12 protein-coding genes are annotated in these 17,199 nt (G+C 45.8%); 8 read left to right on the forward strand and 4 right to left on the reverse strand.

Annotated features, from left to right (window positions below):
• Positions 1–14 precede the first annotated feature (14 nt).
• Both DRW07_RS02555 and DRW07_RS02560 read right to left on the reverse strand, forming a co-directional pair.
• Positions 15–1,220 carry a type II secretion system F family protein gene (locus tag DRW07_RS02555; RefSeq protein WP_124026308.1) on the reverse strand — a complete coding sequence of 402 codons (1,206 nt, stop codon included), beginning with the start codon at positions 1,218–1,220 and terminating at the stop codon, positions 15–17.
• Complete coding sequence (locus DRW07_RS02560; protein WP_124026309.1) at positions 1,217–2,914, reverse strand: GspE/PulE family protein; 1,698 nt, start codon at positions 2,912–2,914, stop codon at positions 1,217–1,219. The genes DRW07_RS02555 and DRW07_RS02560 overlap by 4 nt, the downstream gene beginning before the upstream one ends.
• 859 nt (positions 2,915–3,773) lie before the next feature.
• Between DRW07_RS02560 and DRW07_RS02565 the strand changes: the two genes are divergently transcribed.
• From DRW07_RS02565 to galU, 8 genes are all read left to right on the forward strand, one after another.
• Entirely contained in the window at positions 3,774–5,474 is a 1,701-nt protein-coding gene (locus DRW07_RS02565) for a hypothetical protein (RefSeq protein WP_124026310.1), read from the forward strand.
• A 175-nt stretch (positions 5,475–5,649) separates the two neighbouring features.
• Positions 5,650–7,332, forward strand: a complete 1,683-nt coding sequence (locus DRW07_RS02570) for a LicD family protein (RefSeq protein ID WP_124026311.1) — start codon at positions 5,650–5,652, stop codon at positions 7,330–7,332.
• Positions 7,333–7,350: 18 nt separating this feature from the next.
• Positions 7,351–9,819: a rhamnan synthesis F family protein gene (locus DRW07_RS02575; protein WP_124026312.1), complete on the forward strand. Its 2,469-nt coding sequence runs from the start codon at positions 7,351–7,353 to the stop codon at positions 9,817–9,819.
• A 57-nt stretch (positions 9,820–9,876) separates the two neighbouring features.
• A complete protein-coding gene (locus DRW07_RS02580; protein ID WP_124026313.1) occupies positions 9,877–10,332 on the forward strand; it encodes an FAD synthase family protein in 456 nt (151 codons plus the stop codon).
• Between the two features lie 111 nt (positions 10,333–10,443).
• Positions 10,444–12,168: a glycosyltransferase family 2 protein gene (locus DRW07_RS02585; protein ID WP_124026314.1), complete on the forward strand. Its 1,725-nt coding sequence runs from the start codon at positions 10,444–10,446 to the stop codon at positions 12,166–12,168.
• A complete protein-coding gene (locus DRW07_RS02590) occupies positions 12,161–13,375 on the forward strand; it encodes a glycosyltransferase (protein WP_124026315.1) in 1,215 nt (404 codons plus the stop codon). The genes DRW07_RS02585 and DRW07_RS02590 overlap by 8 nt, the downstream gene beginning before the upstream one ends.
• Before the next feature lie 73 nt (positions 13,376–13,448).
• Positions 13,449–14,789, forward strand: coding sequence for a UDP-glucose dehydrogenase family protein (locus DRW07_RS02595; protein WP_124026316.1), 1,341 nt, complete (start codon positions 13,449–13,451; stop codon positions 14,787–14,789).
• 3 nt (positions 14,790–14,792) lie between these two features.
• On the forward strand, positions 14,793–15,683 hold the full coding sequence (galU, locus tag DRW07_RS02600; RefSeq protein WP_124026317.1) for a UTP--glucose-1-phosphate uridylyltransferase GalU: 891 nt from the start codon (positions 14,793–14,795) through the stop codon (positions 15,681–15,683).
• Between the two features lie 38 nt (positions 15,684–15,721).
• On the opposite strand, the gene DRW07_RS02605 is transcribed toward galU, so the two are convergent.
• Together DRW07_RS02605 and DRW07_RS02610 are read right to left on the reverse strand one after the other, a co-directional pair.
• The gene (locus tag DRW07_RS02605) at positions 15,722–16,045 is read right to left on the reverse strand and encodes a ComEA family DNA-binding protein (RefSeq protein WP_124026318.1); all 324 of its coding nucleotides are present in this window, start codon (positions 16,043–16,045) and stop codon (positions 15,722–15,724) included.
• 136 nt (positions 16,046–16,181) lie between these two features.
• The gene (locus DRW07_RS02610) at positions 16,182–17,189 is read right to left on the reverse strand and encodes an isocitrate dehydrogenase (RefSeq protein ID WP_124026319.1); all 1,008 of its coding nucleotides are present in this window, start codon (positions 17,187–17,189) and stop codon (positions 16,182–16,184) included.
• Positions 17,190–17,199: the final 10 nt, after the last annotated feature.

Below are 17,199 nucleotides of genomic sequence, written 5' to 3' on the forward strand. Positions count from 1 at the left end.
TCTATCCTCAATCGTTAAATAGCAATATCGTTCGCGCTCGTGATCGCTAAAATAATACCCATTATTATGACACCTATCACTACACCAATCACCAAAATCGCAATCGGCTCGATAAGCGACAGCAAGGTTTGCATGCGTTTTTTACTGGCTTGATCATACAGCCGAGACACAGACGCTAACGTGGTAGATAAGTCACCTGACTTTTCACCCACTTTAACCAAGTTGACCGTAGTAGACGACACCACCTCTTCCCTATGCAATGCCGTAGATAACGCCATCCCCGATTTTACGCCAGATTTAACTTGTGCTAGTCGGGCTTTACGCCATGGGATGCGGCTAGATTTAGCTGCCAAGGTGAGGGCGTCTAACATAGGCACTTTGCTGCCTAGTAAAATGCTCAGCATTTTTGACCATACTGCCATGTCGCTTTCGTTTAACCAACCGCCAATAATCGGCATTTTACTTGTAAAATTCAGCAGTGGCACTTTGAAGCGTTCTTGGGTTAACGTCATAAACGTTAACGCCACCAGGGCTGCAAAACCCACCAATACACCTAATTTGTTGTCGTTTACCCACACCCCTGAAGTAATGACAAACCATGCCAAAGCAGGCATGTCTTCAGCATTGTTCAGCAGTGATGCAAATTTGGGCACAACAAATAAAAACATTATGCCTACAGCGACTACACCTGACAGAACCAAGATAGACGGGTAAATTAGGGCACTGCGGGTATCAGATTGCACCTTTAAATCGTATTCCATCTGCTCTACGCCTTGCTCGATGGCATCGGCCAGACTACCGGTCATCTCGCCAGATTCAATCAGATAATACATATAATCAGGCACAGTTAGGTCGGTGTTTTTTACCGCAGCTGAAAAGGCGACCCCCGCTTTTAATTGTTTCAATAAGCTTTGAAATATCGCTAAGATTGCGTCTGAGTGGCTAGATTCACACTGGGCTTCCACGGCTTCTTTGAGGGTAACGCCGGCGCGCAACATGGTGGCAATTTCATAAAAAACTAAAATCACATCGTTTTTTTTAATTTTTGCTTTAGTGCGCGTTTTCGCTTTGCTTTGTGTCGCCACAACGGGATTAAGCGTAGTAATTTGAAAGCTTCGCTGTTCAAGCTGACGCGCAGCTGCACGAAAGCTTTCGGCATCTATAATACCTGTGACTTTTTCGCCCGACTTATCCACGCCTTCATAAGCGAACTGGCTCATAAATCACTCGCCTCGCTGGTGCGGCATACGCGAAACACCTCTTCAACACTGGTTTGGCCCATATACGCTTTTAACATACCGTCTTCATAAAGGTTTCTGTAACCTTGCTGTTTTGCCAAAGTGTACATCTCATTAACGGGCCTTTGCGCTAAAATTAGCGCACGCATTCGGTCACTTATCTCAATAAGCTCATAAATGCCCACGCGACCTTTGTAGCCTGTGCCTTGACAATGGTCACATCCCACAGCTGTCTTCCAATTGGCCGATTGGTCAATGCCACTGGTTTTGGCTATGTCCGCAATTATCGATGCATCCTGCGGAACGGTATGAGTAGGCTGGCTGCAATGGGAACACAGTTTACGTAACAAGCGCTGCGCCTGAGTGGCTATAACTGGTGTGGCGGCCATAAAGGGTTCCACGCCCATATCCACCAAACGACTAAAGGCACTTAACGAATCATTGGTATGTAGCGTTGACAGTACTAAGTGACCGGTAATGGCGGCTTGCATGGCAATTTCTGCGGTTTCCAGGTCACGAATTTCACCAATCATGATCACATCGGGGTCTTGGCGCAAAATGGTTCTGAGGCACGCGGCAAAGGTTAAGCCTATATCCTCATTGGTCTGTGTTTGCGTAATGCCTTCCAGTTTAAATTCAACCGGGTTTTCAACCGTAATGATCTTTTTGTTATTCTCGTTCGACTCATCCAGCGCGGTATAAAGTGTAGTAGATTTACCCGAACCTGTCGGACCGGTCACCAAAATAATGCCATGAGGTTGTCGCACTAACTTGGCCATGGCTGCCATCTGATCCGGCAACATGCCCAAATTGTGCATGCTAAGGCGTTTCTTATCTTTAGGTAGTAAACGCAACACCATAGACTCGCCATGCACACCGGGTAGGGCAGACACACGAATATCTATCTCTACCCCCCCTGCGCGCGTTGAAATACTGCCATCTTGCGGCAGACGTCGCTCGGCAATGTCCATGCCTGAAATTAGCTTTATACGAGAGACCAAAGCATCAAACTTATCTTTTCCCAAGGTTAGCTTAGTGGTTAATACGCCGTCACTTCTAAAGCGCACCCGAAAGCTATTTTCTTCTGGCTCGAAATGAATATCGGAAGCGTTAGCATCCACGGCTTGAGCAAATAAATTGTTGACCAACTCTATGGTAGGCGCCTCTTCTGCCAATTCTTTTAAATAATGCTCGTTTTCACTGTTTTGACTAGCGAAGGTATTTTTTAATTTATCAACCGCTCTGCATAATGCATCGTAATCTTGAGACAACACAAAACAAGGCACTACTTCTAATGACGGGCATAGCACTTCAAGTGCAGAGAGTAAGGGGTCACTTAACGGATCCCTTGCTGCGCAAAAAAGCTGTTGTTCAAGGCCTTGTTCAGACCACAATATTGCGTGTTGGTCTAGCATCCATTCCACATCGATAGTGTGTGCCCGACAGGTTTCCAACACTTGCTGCGGGTCGGGGATTTTTACATCGTCACCCAGAAGACCAAGCGATAACTGCTTAGACAGTGCTTTGATCACCACTTCTTCCGAAGAAGCACCGATACGAACCAAAATAGCACCTAATTTGCCACCAATTTCCGTTTGAATATTGAGTGCTTTGGCTAAATCCGTCTCAGTCAGTGCACCCGCTTCTACTAAGAGGGTACCTAGGGGCTGTGTCATATTATTATCTCTTGGTGATGATGCTGTGCGTAATCAGTTTAACGAAGCGGATAGTAATGCAAATAAGCAGGGAACTCAAAGCAGTGAGTAGGAAACAATCGCTCTTAACAATTGGTCATGGTTAAAACCTATGTTCTGCCTCGCTCAATAGTAAAAGACTTTACCAACTACCTGTCTAAAAAGTGGTCGATTAGAATTTGGGGCGCAGTTGTATCGTTATAAGCATCGATAATTAGTTATGGCAACAAATAAAAATGTAGATGAAGAATGAAATTTTTATGACATGAAATAGCTCGGCCTATGGATAGCTATCTACAATTGTATTTTAGCCTAGTTAAATCCATTCTTGGGCTTTAGTTCCTGAAATAACAGCAGTGCAAGCATGAGAAGCAAATGCCTTAAGTGAAAGAGTTGGGGTCTAGAAAAAATAAAATACTGCGGCCTATCTATATGTTTTTTATTGTCTTTTTTTGTCTTTGCTGCTGCTTTGCAGCGAGTGGGGTTGAGTAAGCCTAGGAGCTTTAAAAGTATCAGATGGATATATTAGGGCTGTGTGATACTATTGAAATAGGTTTTAGCTCAGACTTGTTTTTGTTTAAAAAAAAGCCTATTTTCTTGATCAGGGTTAACTATTTACCTGATTAACTTAATTTAATTGAGGTTCAGCCCCTATCTAAGGGTTGACTTCTGAAATGTTACTAATAGAATCAATTTTCGTGAAAGGCGCATCAATTAATCGGGTGCCCTATCTCAATTGATGCGTTTAGTAACATGTTTAGGCATTTTGGAACAGTGCGCTAACTGAACTACAATGATCTAAACGGCTATAGCTTTATAACTATATTTAAGGATTTTCATAATGAAATTATTTAACAAGACCGCACTCGCAGTAGCTTTGGCTTCAGCAACAGCTGTTCCTGCAGTTGCTGGCGATCTCGGCTTTAGCGGCGGTGACCAAACAGTCGTTCTTGCAGATGTTATCTTTGGTAACGGTAATCCGGGTACTGGTTCTGAAGAAACACTTATCACTGCGCCTCAGGTTACTTTCGACCTAACTGAAGGTGCAACGGTTGCGGGTGACGTTGAAGACGGAACAGCAGGTGTTGCGACTGTTAAGTTTACACTTGGCGGTGGTGCAGTTTTCGGTGAAGATTTGTCAACTACTACCCTTGTTGACAACGCAAACGGTGGTTCCGGTGCTCCAAATAGTGGTGCATTCTCGTTGACCTCTGGTGCAAACGTTGATACTGCGCTTACTTATGAAGTGGTTCAAGGTGGTGCGATTGGTGATAACACTATTACATTCGAAATTACTTTCGGAGCTGATGGTGGTGGTAACGGTGAGACTCTTGAAGGTGTTACTTTTGTCGGTTACGCAGTTAAGAATCTAACCTCTGCTCTCAATCCTAGCAGCGGTAGCAAGCGCGTTCAGTTGGGTGTTGAGTACGTAGAAGCGCCAAACGATTTCGCAGGTGACAGTGTTGCTACTACTGCAACAGACACTCCATTGACTATCTTTGGTTCAATGAAGCCGTTCACTTTGACCGCTACTCCAAATGATTTCACTGCGACAACACGCATTAACGTTGGTAACGGTGAGAAGACATTCACCGATGCGAACAGCACTAACACTACTTTTGAAGATGGTCGTTCTGACTTTGATTCAGCTGGTGATGTAAGTGTAATTAGCTTGGGTACCCTTCAGCTTGGCTTGAATGCTGCTGCTCCTACGTTTACTGGTATTACTGGTAACGTACGTAAAGAGAACGGCGACGACTTTGATTTCCAAGGTGGTGATACTCACGAGTTGTCTTTCTCTGTTGGTACAGGTGAGCTACAAGTTGGTTCAAGTGTATACTTGAGTTCAGCTGCTGACTGTTCTACTAACGCTTTCCCAATCAACGTTATCTCTGCTGCAGAAATCCAAAGCTTTGATATCGCTGTTTCTGGAACAACAACTCAATTAACAAGCACTTATCAGGTTTGTTATTCTGTGTTGGCAGGTGCTAATGCGACTACAATCCCTGAAGTTGGTCAGATTAAAGCAACTTGGAATGTAGACTTCTTCAACGCGCGTTATGATAACATCGCTGAAGAAGATGGTAACTTTGGTGACCTAGTTCGCAACGGTTGTATCGCTAGCTTCTTCAACATTCCTAAGTCTACTGCTAATGATGTTGCTTACGTTCGTTTGACAAACACGTCATCGACTAACGCTGGTGATATCCGTGGTACACTTTACAACGAAGACGGTTCTATCCTAGGTACTGCTGACACTACAGTTGCTCCAGCTCTACCTACTAGCGCTACGCAAATCTTCTCAACAGAAGCTGCTACCCGTGACGCTGCGTCTGGCCGTGAAGTTGTATCTATCGAAGAAGTATTCGGTATCACAGCTGACGACATCGAAGGTCGTGCACGTCTTATCCTTAAAGGTGCATTCGATACGTGTGAAGGTCTTGGCCTAATGCGTACTGGCGACGGTTCGTTGTTCAACATGACTGCTACTACTCAAGGTAACGAAGCAGGCTTGCCAAACGACGGTAACAACGGTAACTAATTGTTGCTACGTTTAAAACGTCTTTAAAAAAGGTGGCTTTGGCCACCTTTTTTTATGCCTGTTTGTTGGCATTTACGGTCACTACACGACATAATTACCCTCTTTCATGTAGCTTGAATTAACAGTGTGGAATGATTCACACCAGCAAAAGAAAAAATGAGGGACTAATAAAAAGATGCTTGAGGACGTTGGGCTAATACGTGGTCGTGTTGAAGTCGCGCAGAATGAATGGGTTGGCGTTGTGTTATACGCCGGAGAAAAACGGCTGGCACAGGCCGCTGTCTCGTATTCAGATTATCAGGGTAAGCGTTGGGCGCACTATCAATTTCATTCGCTGCATACCATTGACGCCAGTAGACATACAGATGCACTTCGTGTCTATATGGAGGGGGCAACAAGAATACTCCTTGACGTTATACCCAGCAATGCACTGCAAGAATTAGCGGAAACTACTAATCAGCAGCTAGCCTGTATCGATCGCATCGCGCCTTCATTGGGCTTTATCGGCGGAGCGCTTAATCAACCTTTAGTTATCTCGGTAAAGAAACCCCTTAATATAGTACGCATTGAACTAAAGGCCCAACATACCTACCTGAACTTTAGCGGGTTGGAACTAGTTATAGATGATTGCCAGGTAATTACGCCGGAAAAAATCAAACACATTACTTATAGCAGTAAGCTATCAGAGCGGGTAGATATTCATACACTACAGCGCCCTGGCTTTCATTCCGATCAGGATGATTTTCCTTGGTTAGAAATTGAATTTAATGATACTGAAGTGATCAATGAAATACGCTTTACCAATAGGGGCGATGTGTGGGGCTTCCGCGCACAACCGCTCCAAATAATAGGCGTAGGGCCAGACGACAGGCATCATTTGTTGCATCAAAATACCGGAAATAGCGAGAAACTGTCTCTGTTTCGCCAGTTAGAACGCTTGCTGGGTACGTCACAGTTTTACGCTGCTATTACCCGAGAGAATGCCCTTAGCGCGCTAGTGGCACACTTTTATGATTGTGAAGATCTGGTAAACAAGCCTACTGAACAGATAAACCTGATCCCACCATTACTTTCTTCTTGGCGAGATAAGGTGGAAGACGAAGTCTCTGTGGAAGATGAGATAAAATTACTCGCTGCTTACTTGGTGTATTACATGAAGGTACAGATATCATTGAATATCTTGTGCTTTGAACGTTTGCTGAACAACCGTCATCGGTTGCAGTTATTAGAAGACCATATCAACGTTTTGCGTAAACGGCTAAACGAACCTTTAATCGAACTGACCAAACACGGCACTGCGCTTGCGAGTAAGCTGACTACCGATCCTGGTTTATATGTATCGTCCATCAAGACTCTAATTGATGATTTAGAAACACTGGGAGCTAAGCCTTGCTTGGCTTATGGCACCTTGCTCGGTGCCGTGCGCGATAAGGCCTTTATCGCCCACGATGATGATGTGGATATTTTTGTGGAACTGCCACAAACCAATATGGACTATGCGCAAGCCCTTGCCGCTGTTGAGGAAATAACGTCTCAGCTCGATACCAGTAAATATGTGGTAAATCGTGCATCTCCCAGTGGTGACAGCTTGAACATGCATGTGTATGTAATCGAAACAGCCGTGTTAATTGACGTTTTCCCGTATTGGTTTAAGGGAGAAACGGCTACATTGCATATGGAAAGAATGCAGCTGCGGGATATTCCCGCGTCGATGATGCAAGGCAGAGAAAGCATTCCTTTTTATGGTGTATCATTACCGGTGCTGGCCAATGCAAACGCCTTTTTGGCCGAGCGTTACGGTGAAGGCTGGGCGACGCCTGATAAGTTTCACGAGTGGCCTTGGCAACTCGATGTGTAATGTGAGCAAGCAACAGTCATGACCTCAACCCCGTTTTATTTGTGTAGTGGTTTTCATCGAAGTGGCACGTCTTTAGTGGCACTGAGTATGGTGGAAAATGGCGTCGACATGGGCAGTACGCTAATGGGGCCCAGTATTTCCAATGCCAATGGACATGGTGAAGACCCAGCCGTGGTAGACCTGCACGACCACTTTTTAGCCTTAAATGGCACTGATTGGTGTTACCCCGGTGATTACGAACTTATATTGCCTGCAAATGCCTTAGAGTTAATGAAAAGCTATTTGAGTGGTCGGCAGCAGCAGTGTAGTGGCGGCGACCGGGGTTTTGGGGTAAAAGACCCAAGAGCCGTGTTGTTTCTGGACAACTGGTATCAAGCCGCCAATGGCGATATACGTTTTATTCTGGTTTATCGGCACTGGAAGTTTGCCGTGTCGTCGTTACTTAAACGTCACAGTCGAAACGTGTTGCAAAGCCATGAAGCGCTCATTCACAGACGCGAAGACATGGCATTTTGGCAACAGCCTGAGTTGGCAGCAAAAATGTGGCTAGTGGCCGCAGAGAAAATGTTAGCTTGCTTTTCCAAACATCCTGATAAAACTTTGTTATTTGAACAGTCAGCCTTTGTCGATCAAAACAATACTCTGTGTGATATTGCGGCAACAAAAGGTATTCACAGCGCGGCCTTAACGTCGAACAGTTTTGACCCGTCGCTGATGCAAAAAGATGTCCCAGAAAGTATGTTGGATATGCTTCCAGACGAAATAAAAGCGCGCTGTGAGGCGGTCAATCAACAACTGCAGGATTTGGCAGATGTCAGCGCGCCTTCCAAAGTGGCTACGCGTTCCTGTCATTCGCTTGTTGAAACCTTGGTAAATACCACGCTGCAAGGAACTGAAGAGACAGTTGGCGTTGATCAAGAAGACAGCACGCACTACCAACGAGAAAAATTGCAATTTGCATCAAAAACGCCCAGTGAAGCCATCGCGATAATGAAAAAGCTGGATCGTGACCTACTGCCTTATATCGACTGGGACTACTGGCTTATTCGGCCAGGTTGCACGCCTACAGAGTCGGTTGAACTTTTTTACTTGGCAGTAAAGTGCAAACAACCCCGCGCCGCAGAGGTATTTTTAAGTCGAGCCGTAATTATGCGCGACCTGCATTGGCAGTGGCTGCACTTAGGTAATTTGTATTTTAATTTAGGCTTTATCAGTAACGCCAAACACTGTTACCAGGTGGCATTTGAAAAAGCGCCCAATAACGCAGGTATCATTGCTAAGCTGGCCGACATCAATACTGCTGAGGGTAAGCTGGCTGAGAGTAAAAAGTGCATTGAAAAAGCCAAAGCCATTGCTGAGGATAACCCGGCAATAAAAGATGCCCAAGTTAGGTTAGACCGGGCGTTGCAAAAAAGGGCCGATGAAGCGGCTTATCAAAAACACAAGCATACGCTCTTTACCCCAGAGGCGGATTACCAAGCCTTGGTCAATGCGTTTGAAACCGACAAAAAGTTGGGCCGTAAGCTCGACCGCTATATGGCCCAGGCGCACTTTATTTTAAGAGACAACGTGAGTTGGCTAGAGCAGGGCTGTGAGCCCTTATCAGAGGCTGCTAAGCGGTGTTTTCTCGATTATTTGTGTCATCATCTTGAGCAGATTTGGTCAACAGCCACGCTACATAACGCTTTATTACCCTATGGCGACCAGCCCTCATTGAATAATTCAGCTACAGACAACCGCCCATCTGTAGAACCTGTTGTCACCGATTACCAGCTTGGCGTGCATCTTCACGCTGAATATCCCCATGCGGTGCCTGAGATACTGGACTTTTTGAAGGTACTGCCCGCTACTTTTCAATTAGTGGTCACTGCCGCTGAAGTAAACCAAGAGACGCTTACTGAAATGCTTGCACAATACCCCCAATGTCAGCTGGTCATTGTGCCTGAAGGTGGGCAAGATGTGGCGGCATGGCTACTACATGCGGCTCCGCTTTTAAGCACCTGCGATCTAGTATTGAAACTGCACACGCAGGCTAGGTCCAATGAAAAAGGCATGGCCAGCTGGCCTTTGCAATTGCTCTGGTCACTGTTGGGTGATGCGTCTATTGTCAAACGAACCCTTAATGCGTTTTCTGCTAACCCATTTACCGGCTTAATGTTACCGCCTTATCTGCCTGCCGCAGTAAAGCATGTTGATTGGGAAATGACCCATCATATCCCCGACCTTGTCACCGAAAGAGTTAATACTGAGCTTAGGCAAAATGGGCCGCTGGGTTACTTTCCAGTGGGCAGAATGTTTTGGTATCGCCCCGATGCGTTAGCCAGTCTCACCAGTGGCAAGTGGTTACAAGATGATTTTGCGGGGGATGACGCGGGCAGTGAAAGCTCACTTATTGAAGATATTGAACGCATTATTGTGAAAGTGGCTTTAGCGCAGGGCTACGGTTTTCACTTTATTGATGTTTTTCCTAAAGTCTTTAGAATGTGAGCCCTTCGAAAAATGACGAATAATAAGCCAGCTGCCATGCTCGGTGAGGGGAAGTGATTGACGACTATAGTGACCTACGGCACCTTTGATTTGTACCACATCGGGCATGTAAAGCTATTGAAGCGCCTAAAGCAAATGGGCGATCGCTTAGTGGTGGGGTTGTCTACGGATGAGTTTAACCAGCTAAAGGGCAAACAAGTGGTTATCCCGTTTGAGGACAGGAAGGAGATCTTGTTGTCTTGTCGCTACGTTGATGATGTGTTTGAAGAGCACAGTTGGGAACAAAAGCGGGATGATCTTATCCGTGAAAAGGCGGATATTTTCGCCATTGGTGATGATTGGGCAGGCAAGTTTGATGATCTGGAAGATATCGTTAAGGTGATTTATTTGCCCAGAACCAAAGACATATCCACCACCGAACTCAAAACTGTGCTGTCTTATTTAGACAAGGAAAAGGTCAGCGAAGTAAAAAACGTTATGGACAACTTAGTCACGCTAATTAACCAGTTGTAATACCGGTGTCTGGAAACTGTGTCTTCATTAATGAGGCACTGCCGTGTATGATAATTTCAACGAAAAATATGCGTTTAAAAAATAATAATGTATTAGTGGGATCCGCTCCTTGTGAAAAAAGTTAAGTCGCTCGTTAAACGTCTCCTTGGACGTCCCGTTTCTGAAGCCGCCCCTGTCACCGTAGATATTTGCTCGCAAACACACAATGGCTTTGTGGTGATTGGTTGGTATTTTGCCGACAGGGTAAGTGATGTTGGTTTAGTCGATGCTGAAAACGCGAAGCTTGACTATGACTTGACTTACATAGATCGGCAAGATGTGGTTGAGCATCTGGGTCGACCCGCTAAGGGTTTTCAGTTGCTGAGTACTACTGAATTGGCATTGTCAGACATAAAACTTGCCGTTACCTTATTCAATGGCTTGTCAGAGTACCTTCCGTTGGCACTCGTTAATGCTGATCAATTTGCAATGCCGAGCGGCACAGCAGAATCCGAAATAGAAATTACTGAACAAGACGTGCGAGAACGTGCGTCTTGTCACTATGCCATTGTTACTGACACCCATGCTTTTTTAAGTGGTTGGATAGCTGACGAAAATGACACTATCTCAGGGCAATTGGTCACCAAGAAGGGGCGCAACCTCGGCCATATAGTGAAACAGCTCCGCGTGGGACGAAGCGATGTTCAAGATGTGCTTGGTGAAAAAGTGAAATGGCTCAACGGTTTTTTGGTTTTGATTGAGCTAGACGATGTAAAAGTACCGGAAGGGGGGGAAATCTTTTTCTCTATACAACACGCCTCTGGAAAAGAGCAGCGCGTAGCCGTTCAAGAAGTGTATCGGGCTGAAAAAGAGCCCATGGCTAACCTCAAGCGTTTACTCAATGCCTGGATGCCACACATTGCTGAGCATTTAGATGCGCACACGTTATTCAAACCCATTATTGACGTGCTATACCCACTGGATAAAACGACACAAGCCAAACGCGTTGATGTGGGCGGCCGAGTGGCAAAGCCAAGGGCTTCTGTGGTCATTCCGCTCTATGGCCGATACGATTTTATGCGTTATCAGCTTTCGCATTTCGACCGTTATGACGCCTATGCCGATGTAGAGATTCTCTATGTGGTGGATGACCCCAGAATTGAAGACAAGGTCAAAAAGCTGGCCAACACTTTAAGCTACAGCATCAAGCATCCATTTAGTGTGGTGTACCTAAAAGAAAATGTGGGTTTTGGTAAGGCGAATAACATTGGGGTGAAGCAGGCTTCGTCAGAACATATCGTACTGCTGAATTCAGACGTTCTGCCCAAAGACAGCAGCTGGTTGGCTGATATGCTTGCCTTAGCCCAACAGCCGCAGGCCGGTATCGTGGGCGCGCGTTTGTTGTATGAAGACGACACGATACAGCATGATGGTATGGCACCTATGACAGTAGCTGAATATCCCGGCTTATTTTTCAATGACCATCCAAAGAAGGGTTGGCCCAAGCATTTGGTTGCCGTGCCAGAGCCTGAACCTGTATCTAAAATGGCTTTACTCACCGCTGCGTGCTGGGTCATGAAAAAAGCCTTGTTTGAGGAGGTTGGCGGGTTTGCACCTGAATACATATTGGGTGATTTTGAAGATTCAGATATGTGTTTAAAAGTATTAGCCAAAGGCTATACGAATTACATGGATCACGGGGCTGAGCTATACCATCTTGAACGTCAGTCTCAAAACCTGGTGGAATCAGGTAGCTGGAAGCATAACGTCACTATTCTCAATGCCATTACGTTTAACCGCAAGTGGGAGAAGCAACTCAACCACTTAGTGCAATCCGGGGACAATCACCATGGATAAAGTTGTATTTATTTCTCATGGCCACCCGGACCTCAGTAAAGGTGGTGCAGAAGTTGCCTCTTGGAATCTGTATCAGTTGTTGAAGTCGGAAGGCGTAGAATGCTTGTATATCGCCAGAGCGGATGAAAAGAGCCACGGGGGCTCTACCTTCTCACAGCGGGGCGACGAAGTGCTCTTTCACACTAAAATCCAAGACTGGTTTAGTTTAAGTTCGGGCAATACCAAAGCTTTATTTGGTGATTTGGGTAAGCTGCTAAAGAGTTTCTCGCCTGATATTGTGCATGTACATCACTATGCCCATATGGGGATAGAGATTTTCTCAGCCATTAGGCGTGCTGTGCCCAAGGCTAAAATTGTGTTTACGCTCCACGAGTTCATGGCAATGTGCTTTCACAATGGCCAGATGGTTACCAAAGACAAACTCAAGTTGTGTAACAAAGCTGTTTTTTCCGATTGTCATGGTTGTTTTCCACAGCATTCACCGGGTGACTTTTTCTTACGCAAGCAATACATACTTGACCATTTTTCTCATGTTGATCAGTTTGTCTCGCCTAGTGAATTTCTGGCCGAGCGCTATGTTGAATGGGGAATACCGGAAGATAAAATGACGGTGCTTGAGAATGTGCTGCCAGACGTTGAGCCTATCGCGCCGCGGGCATTATCAGACGGCGACAAGCGTTACCGGTTTGCCTTTTTTGGGCAGATTAACCCCTACAAGGGGCTCGACCTGTTATTGCAAGCCATTGCGTTATTACCGCAGGCCATTCGCAGCAAAATCAGACTGGATGTGCATGGTGCCAACCTCGATGTGCAGCAAAGTAGTTTTAAGGAAAAGGTCACTGAGTTACTTGAAGAGGTAGAAGACGTGGTGCACCTTCGTGGTCAGTACGACGCTGACCAGTTACCTAGCAGAATAGCCGAATGTGACTGGGTAGTCATGCCCTCAATATGGTGGGAAAACTCGCCGGTAGTGATACAAGAAGCCATTCGATTTGGCAGACCCTTAATCGGTGCCAACATTGGTGGTATGAAGGAAAAGATTGAAGGAAAAGCCGGCTTAACGTTTGAAGTGCGAAGTGCCGCCTCGTTGGCAGATACCATTAAGCGGGCCATTGAACCTGACGTATTTGATCACTGGCATGCAAAGCTAGAGACGTATGCGTGTGCAAAATCAGCGCATCTCAAATTTTTGCGTTCGCTGGTATAAAGATAAAGTATTGACCTAAGTGAATCGCAGGGCGATGGTTATGCTAACTGTGTGTAAAGGAGTGTAGAGAGAAATGCGTGTTACGGTATTTGGAATTGGCTATGTCGGCCTGGTGCAAGCCGCAGTAATGGCTGAAGTGGGGCACGACGTAGTCTGCATTGACGTTGACCAAAATAAAGTGGATAAGCTCAAAGAAGGCATCATTCCCATTTATGAGCCTGGTTTAACGCCTTTGGTAAAAAGCAACTTTGAAGCGGGTAGATTACAATTTACCACAGACGCAAAAAAGGGCATTGAACACGGAAACTTGATATTCATTGCCGTAGGCACTCCTCCTGACGAAGACGGCTCGGCCGATCTTAAATACGTGTTAGCGGTAGCTGAAACCATCGCCACGCACATGCAAGGCCACAAAGTGGTTATCAACAAGTCCACGGTACCTGTAGGTACGGCTGACAAAGTGCGCAATAAAATATCAGATACCCTTAAAAGTTTAGGCAAAGAGACGACTTTTGATGTGGTGTCTAATCCTGAGTTTCTAAAAGAAGGCTCTGCGGTTAATGATTGCATGCGCCCTGATCGCATTATACTGGGCACAGACAGCGAGCAGGCAGAAAAGCTGTTGCGTGAATTGTATTCCCCGTTTAACAGAAATCACGACAAAGTGATTACCATGGACATCCGCAGTGCCGAGCTCACTAAATATGCGGCTAACTGTATGCTGGCGACCAAAATCAGTTTTATGAATGAGATTGCCAACCTAGCAGAGCGTTTTGGAGCCGATGTAGAAAATGTGCGTCGCGGGATCGGATCAGACCCGCGAATAGGGTATCAGTTTATCTATCCTGGTTGTGGATACGGCGGTTCGTGTTTCCCCAAAGATGTGCAAGCGCTTGTTCGCAGTGCAAATGCAGCTGGGTATCAGGCTCGCGTTTTAGAGGCGGTTGAAGCGGTAAACTACGACCAAAAAGAAAAATTATTTGAATACATTAACCGTCATTTCTCGGGCGACCTGAAAGGTAAAAAAGTGGCGCTGTGGGGGTTGTCGTTTAAACCGAATACTGACGACATGCGAGAAGCGTCTAGCCGTGTATTGATGGAAAAATTATGGGCTGCAGGGGCTAGCGTGCAGGCGTTCGACCCTGAGGCAATGGAAGAAACTCAGCGTATTTATGGCGTGCGCCAGGATTTGCAGCTAACCGGCACAAAAGAAGCCGCGTTGGCGGGTGCCGACTTTTTGGTTATCTGCACAGAGTGGCAAGCATTCAGAGCACCTGATTTCGAAGCCATTAAGGCCGCGCTGACATACCCGTTAATTTTTGACGGTCGAAACCTATTTGAACCAACACGTATGATGGAATACGGATTGCATTACTACGCTATTGGTCGCGGTTTATCAGTTCAAGGACAATAACAAATGAGTCAAGTTAAAAAAGCCATTATTCCTGTTGCGGGGCTGGGTACCCGCATGTTGCCAGCAACAAAAGCAATTCCAAAAGAAATGTTGCCCGTGGTAGACAAGCCTCTTATTCAGTATGTAGTGAATGAGTGTGTACAGGCAGGGATTAGAGAAATCATTTTGGTGACCCACGCCAGTAAAAACAGTATCGAAAACCACTTTGACACCTCGTTTGAGTTAGAAGCTACATTAGAAAAGCGGGTTAAACGTCAGTTACTGGAAGACGTACAAGCGATTTGCCCCAAAGACGTTACAATCATGCACGTGCGTCAAGGTGTTGCGAATGGTTTGGGACATGCAATTTTGTGTGCTCGGCCGCTTATTGGTGAAGCGCCCTGCGCCATTGTGTTGCCTGATGTCATCATTGACGACAACGCGAGTAATCCTAAAAAGGATAACCTGGCTGATATGGTGGCCAAGTTTAATACCACACGGGTTAGTCAGGTGATGGTGGAGCAAGTGCCACAAGAAGACGTAACCAAGTTTGGTATTGTCGATCTGGACGGCGCGTCGATTAACCCGGGCGAATCGGCAAAGATTCATCAAATGGTTGAAAAGCCGGCTCTTGAAGATGCGCCATCAGACTTAGCGGTTGTAGGGCGTTATGTGCTTTCTGAAAATCTCTGGGATTTGCTCGAATTTACCCCACCCGGTGCTGGCGATGAAATTCAGCTTACCGACGCCATCGCTTCATTGATGAAAACGGAGCAGGTGGATGCTTACTACATGAAGGGTAAGAGCCATGACTGTGGCAGTAAGCTCGGATATATGAAAGCGAACGTCGAATATGCCATGCGTCATCCAGAGCTTGGAGAGGCCTTTAAGGAATACCTTAAAACCCTTTCCTAATTTATCGATGATGAAAAAAGGGCTCAAAAGAGCCCTTTTTAGTTTACTGAGATTTGGTCACTGAATTTTGCTAACAGCTTGTCGCCAATTCCTTTGACTAGAGTAATATCGTTAATGGTTTTAAACTGACCAAACTGCGTGCGGTATGCCACAATCGCTTCTGCTTTAGACTTTCCCACACCTGGCAACGACATCAGCGTATTCACATCGGCCGTGTTCAGGTTAATTTTATCAGATGTTTGTTGGCTCGCAGATAGCGATGCTTGTTGTGCTTCAATAGCGGTTGCGCTTGAGTGAAAGCTAGCTGCGCATGCACATGCACCGAGCAGGCTGGCAACGAGCAGAGTTTTAAAGTGCTTCATAATATCTCCTTGATTAATGATTTAATGCCTCCTGGCATCACAAACAAAAATAGCAAAGAAGATAGAAGTGAGATAGACGAGGTTATGATCAGGTTTTGTGTTGAGGTGCCTACAAATGCAGGCACCTCAATGAATATTAAAGACGCTCTAGTACGGCTTGTGTGAATTCAGTCGTACCGTGTTCGCCACCCAGGTCACGCGTTGTGCGATCACCTGATTCAATGACATCTTTCAGCGCTGAGCGAATTTTTTCAGCTTTATCACCCATGTTCAGGTATTCCAGCATTTGGATAGCAGCCAGGATCACTGAGGTGGGGTTAGCCAGGTTTTTGCCTGCGATATCAGGTGCTGAGCCGTGTACAGCTTCAAAAATGGCACAGTCTTCACCAATGTTGGCGCCCGGTGCCATTCCTAAACCACCGACCAGACCCGCACACAAATCTGACAAAATATCACCAAACAGGTTTGTGGTGACAATCACGTCAAACTGGTGTGGGTTCATCACTAACTGCATACAGGTGTTGTCGACAATCATTTCAGAGGATTCGATGTCAGGATAGCGCTCGCCCACTTCTCTTGCGACTTTCAGAAAAAGCCCTGAAGTCGATTTCAGGATGTTGGCTTTGTGTACCGCCGTGACCTTTTTTCTGCCTTCGCGTCTGGCTAGCTCATAAGCAAAAGTAACAATCTTTTCAGCGCCTTCACGGGTGATTTTACTCATGGCTTCAGCTTCATTGCCGTCGTCAGAGACTACCTGGCCAAGGCCTGAGTACATGCCTTGAGTATTTTCTCTTACCGTGATGATGTCGATGTCTTCATAGCGGGCTTTTGTACCTTTAAAAGAAAACACAGGACGTAGGTTTGCATACAATTTAAATTGCTTGCGCAGGCTGACGTTTATTGAGGTAAAACCTTCACCAACGGGCGTAGTCAGTGGGCCTTTTAGTGCAACTTTGTTCTTGGCAATCAGGTCAAGTGTGGCCTGGGGTAGTAATTCGCCGTGATTTTCCAGTGCCATGAGTCCGGCATCTGCGTAGTCGTATGCGAAGTTACATCCAACTTTGTCCAAAATTTGTGTTGCGGCATCGATAATATCGGGTCCAATGCCATCACCGCGAATGACAGTAATATGTTGCTGTGTCATGTAAGCGAGC

Origin of the sequence: Paralteromonas sediminis, from assembly GCF_003820355.1 — a bacterium.
GTDB lineage: Bacteria > Pseudomonadota > Gammaproteobacteria > Enterobacterales > Alteromonadaceae > Alteromonas_F > Alteromonas_F sediminis.